The sequence below is a fragment of the Streptomyces sp. 8K308 genome, assembly GCF_004348315.1.
Taxonomy (GTDB): Bacteria; Actinomycetota; Actinomycetes; order Streptomycetales; family Streptomycetaceae; genus Streptomyces.
Map to the genome: position 1 here is coordinate 1 of NZ_SMKC01000492.1, position 4,032 is coordinate 4,032.

General features: G+C 67.9%; 5 protein-coding genes. 3 read left to right on the forward strand and 2 right to left on the reverse strand.

Features of this window, described 5'->3' with window-relative positions:
* Positions 1-507: 507 nt before the first annotated feature.
* Positions 508-696, reverse strand: coding sequence for a hypothetical protein (locus tag E1265_RS34580; protein ID WP_132934911.1), 189 nt, complete (start codon positions 694-696; stop codon positions 508-510).
* A 365-nt stretch (positions 697-1,061) separates the two neighbouring features.
* Here E1265_RS34580 and E1265_RS34585 point away from each other — a divergent pair, with 365 nt between their 5' ends.
* Positions 1,062-1,703: a hypothetical protein gene (locus E1265_RS34585; protein ID WP_132934912.1), complete on the forward strand. Its 642-nt coding sequence runs from the start codon at positions 1,062-1,064 to the stop codon at positions 1,701-1,703.
* A 188-nt stretch (positions 1,704-1,891) separates the two neighbouring features.
* Here the strand turns inward: E1265_RS34585 and E1265_RS34590 are convergent, their stop codons facing one another.
* Positions 1,892-2,641, reverse strand: coding sequence for a class I SAM-dependent methyltransferase (locus E1265_RS34590; RefSeq protein WP_132934915.1), 750 nt, complete (start codon positions 2,639-2,641; stop codon positions 1,892-1,894).
* Positions 2,642-2,887: 246 nt separating this feature from the next.
* Between E1265_RS34590 and E1265_RS34595 the strand changes: the two genes are divergently transcribed.
* The gene (locus E1265_RS34595) at positions 2,888-3,385 is read left to right on the forward strand and encodes a winged helix-turn-helix domain-containing protein (protein ID WP_132934913.1); all 498 of its coding nucleotides are present in this window, start codon (positions 2,888-2,890) and stop codon (positions 3,383-3,385) included.
* A 120-nt stretch (positions 3,386-3,505) separates the two neighbouring features.
* Positions 3,506-3,817 carry a fatty acid desaturase gene (locus tag E1265_RS34600; RefSeq protein ID WP_132934914.1) on the forward strand — a complete coding sequence of 104 codons (312 nt, stop codon included), beginning with the start codon at positions 3,506-3,508 and terminating at the stop codon, positions 3,815-3,817.
* The last annotated feature ends 215 nt before the right edge of the window (positions 3,818-4,032 follow it).

Sequence of the window (4,032 nt, forward strand, 5' to 3'; positions counted from 1 at the left end):
CCCCTCGATGGCGGCGAGGAGTTGTTCCTCGCCCCAGATCCGTTGACGAGCTTCCGGCCTGCTGAGCGTGGGCGGCAGCGTCCGCCACGCCTTGCGGTTGCGGAAGGTCCCGAGCGCGACACCGAGAAGCTGCGCGGCGCGGACCGAGTCTGCGGGCTTGCGACCAGCCGGAATCACCGCAGATCCGCCCTCCTTCCACATTTCCAGCATTGACCATGGAACATCGTGTGCCACAGGAAAGGAAACCAACTCGGCGCGCGGTCCGGGTTCCTGCCGCGCGGCGGAGCAGCGGCATATTCGGTACAGACAGCATGGACGGCCGGCACGGCGACGGCCGCATCGAACGGAGGGGTGGCGCCAGGGCCGACCCTGACGGCGGTTCTTGGGTACCGCACATCCAGTCCCTCTCGTAGGGCGCGCGGGGACCTATGTCTGCCGCTCGGTGGATCTCACGCTGCCCGGGCGAGGTGCTGGGCGACCCGGTACTGCCGTGTGTGGCGGCGCAGTTCAGCCCAGCCCGGCGGGCGAGCGGCGTCCGGCCCAATAAGGGTGGTAGGCGATCCGGCAGGACAGGTGAAGCGGCCGGCGGCGCAGCACCGCGTACTCCTCCAGCCGGCAGACGGCCAACTGCTGGTAGGCATGGTTCCAGGCGTGCTGATCGCGGACCAGGTCGTCGGGGAAGCCAAGGTTCACCATGACCATATTCAATCACTTGTTCGATTCCATGGAGGGCTGCCATACCAAAAGACGGGCGGTCCGCTGTGACTGAGCGTTTTAGTTGGCGAGTGAGCGCTGTGCTTGGCGGATTGAGCGCAGGGGATGTGTGGCCTGGGGCCGTCAGTGAGCAGGTGGACACAGCGTTACGCAGAAAGGCGCGCGGGTGCTGGCCGGCCACGTCGACGTGCCCGGCCGGCACTCCTTCGCCTTGCCCTGCCCCGGTACTGCTGGGCTCTCGTATTCATCTGTCGCGGGTTCGCCGAGGAGTCCAACCGTCTGGTGGCATTGCTTGATCGCCGGCGGCGTCCGGCTCCGAGGATCGACTCGGCTGATAAATTCCTGCGGTGAGCGAGCAACTACCCGGCGGCGGCATCGAACTGTCACCCGACGAGATAGAAGCCCTCCACGCCAGGTGGTCATGCTGCTGGACCCCGAGTGAGGTCGCGCAGCAGATGGTCGGGATCAGCACGCCTTGGTACGTGGCCGCGGGCTGGGCGCTGGACTTGTTCCGCGGCACGCAGACGCGCGCTCATGGAGACATCGAGATCGCGATTCCGGCCGCGAGCTTCCCCGAGGTTCGCCACCGCTACCCCGGATACGTCTTCGACGCAGCAGGCAGCGGCCGGATCTGGGAGAACGCCACACCCGAGGTGCTGGCCGCCGTGCATCAGACATGGCTCCGCGATCCGGCCACCGTAAACTACCTGCTCGACGTGTTCCGCGAACCGCACGACGGCGACACCTGGATCTGCCGACGCGATGAGAGTATTCGGCTTCCCTACAGCGAGATCGTCCATCACACCCAGGACGGCATCCCGTATCTGGCGCCTGAACTGGTCTTGCTGTTCAAGGCCAAGCACGCCCGCCGAAAGGATCAAACAGACTTCGAGGCGACCGTCCCGCACATGACCTCGGCACAGCGCGAGACCCTGGCCGAGCTACTCACCCGCGTACACCCAGGACACCTCTGGATTGAGGACCTGTAGCCGACGCTCGGAACAACGAAACAGCCGTTAGCGCCAAGGAACGATCTTGTCGCCCGCGGCGCCGGGGGGGTCCGCTTCGGAATGGGCAGCATCGATCGACGGCGTCATGGTCCTCGACCCCTGCGACGCCGTGCGAGGCGTGCGTGAGGCCGGCTCCTGAGCTGACGGCCCGCGCCTACGGGCGGAGGTTATGCCTTCGTGAGGACGAAGAACAGGAAGCACAGGAACTTGCCCGACTCCTTCTGTTCGAAGACTTCGGGGAACCGTTCGCGGGTGCCGGGTCCCGGGGCCGGTTCGCTGATGACGTCGATCCGGAAGCCGGCCGCGGTGAACGCGTCGGTGATCGCGTGCAACGGCCGGTCCCAGAAGGTCATCAGGTGCTTGGTGCCGCCGAGTTCCCACCACTGGGACGTGGGGCGGGTCGCGAAGTAGTCGGTTCCGGGCGGTGCCGTCATATGCTGGACGAAGGGGTGGTGGACGGACCCGATGAGGCGGCCGCCGGGCTTCAGCACGCGCCGCAGTTCGGCCAGGGCCGTCGCCCAGTCCTCCAGGTAGTGCAGGACCAGGGAGGCGACGACGTCGTCGAACCCGGCGTCGGCGAAGGGCAGCGGGCCGCCCAGTTCGGCGCGTTCCAGCACCACGCCGTCGCCGAGCCGCCGCCGGGCCAGCGCCAGCATCCCGGCGCTGGAGTCGAAGCCGGCGACGACGGCGCCCCGCTCGCGCAGGGCCTCGGCCACGGGGCCGGCGCCGCAGCCGGCGTCGAGGATGCGGCGGCCCGCCACGTCGCCAGCCAGGTCCACTATCGCGGGGCGCGCATAGTAGGCGTTGAGGAGGCTGGTCTCGTTCTCGGCCGCGTACGCCTCGGCGAAGCTGTCGTAGTCGTTCGCCCTCTCCCCGGGTCCCGGAGGAGCCTCGACGGGACTGACCCAGGACGCCATCTGCCGGTTCGGTGGGACATCCGCCTGTTCTGCGGGGCTCTCGGGAGCGGCGGTCCCGCCGGTCGTTCCGGGACGGTTCGGCATGGTTGACCTCGTTCGTTCGGGCCACGGTGGGCGTGGCGGGAGATCCGCGGATCCCCCGGCTGTAAGGGGCACAGCGGTACCCTGGACGAGTGATTGAATTTTGTCAATCACTTGCGGTCCGGCCCTTCAACGGGCTGCCCGCTCTTCAGTAGGCTGCTGGTCATGACCGAACGCCGGCTGGCGACCGACGCGGAGGCGAAGGCACTCGCCTCCGCCCTCCGCCTGCGCATCCTGCGTATCTGCGTGCGGAAGCCGCACACGAACAAGGAGATCGCGGCGATCCTCGGCCGAGACCCGGCCAGCGTGCTGCACCACACCAGAACGCTGGTCCGCACCGGGTTCCTGGAGGCGCAGGAAGAACGGCGCGGCGCGCGCGGCGCACGAGAGATCCCGTATCTGGCGACGCGCAAGAGCTGGCACCTCGAAACGCCCGCGCTGGACCGGTCGATGCTCGACGCGTTCCTGGAGGAACTCGCCCTCGTCCCCGCGACCGAGGCCGAGGGCATCAGGATGGCGCTGCGCCTGCCACCGCCACAGATGGAGGAGTTCCGCACCCGGCTCAAGGATCTGCTGGAAGAGTTCGCCGCCCGCCCGGACGACCCAGCCGCGCCCGCCTGGTCGCTCTTCATGGTGGTGCACTCCGACCCGAACCGGCCCTGACGACGACGCCCGGCAGCTACCCCGCCCAGGCCCAGCGCAACGAGCCGACCATCAGATGGCCACAAGATCCGCCGGGCAAGCGTCCAAGGTCCGTCGCCGCCGCCCCAGCAATTCTCATAGATGACCATCTGTGAGAGTTTCCTGCGAGACCACGCTGGCCTCATCCACGACACGGACCACCTCCTCTCGACCCGCGGCTGGTCCTCCCACTGGCTCACCCGCCATATCCTCGGCAGCCACCTCGACGACATGTACCACCTGGTCCACCACTGGTGCCCGCAGATCCCCTGGCGGCACCTGCCCCAGGCCGCCGCACTGGCCGCGAAACACCTTGACCGCTGGGACGAGGTGCCCCGGTGCAGCGGCTTCCTCTTCCGCCGACGAGCCACGCCCGACCAGCCATGCGTGATCGACGACATCAGCGCACGATGAAGCGCCCCGCGCTCGCCACACGGGAACGAGCACAGGGCGCTGGCAGGAGCCTCCGTTAGCCCTTCACCACATGAAGGCCGGGCGGCTTAGCTTGATCATTAACCTCGCTGCTGTTTCAGGCGGACGTGTTCGGTGAGGGTTTCGATTCGTTTCACGGTCTTCCCGGGCTCGTGACGTGGTGCTGGCCTGCGGTTCTTCGAGCCTGGGGGACGTCC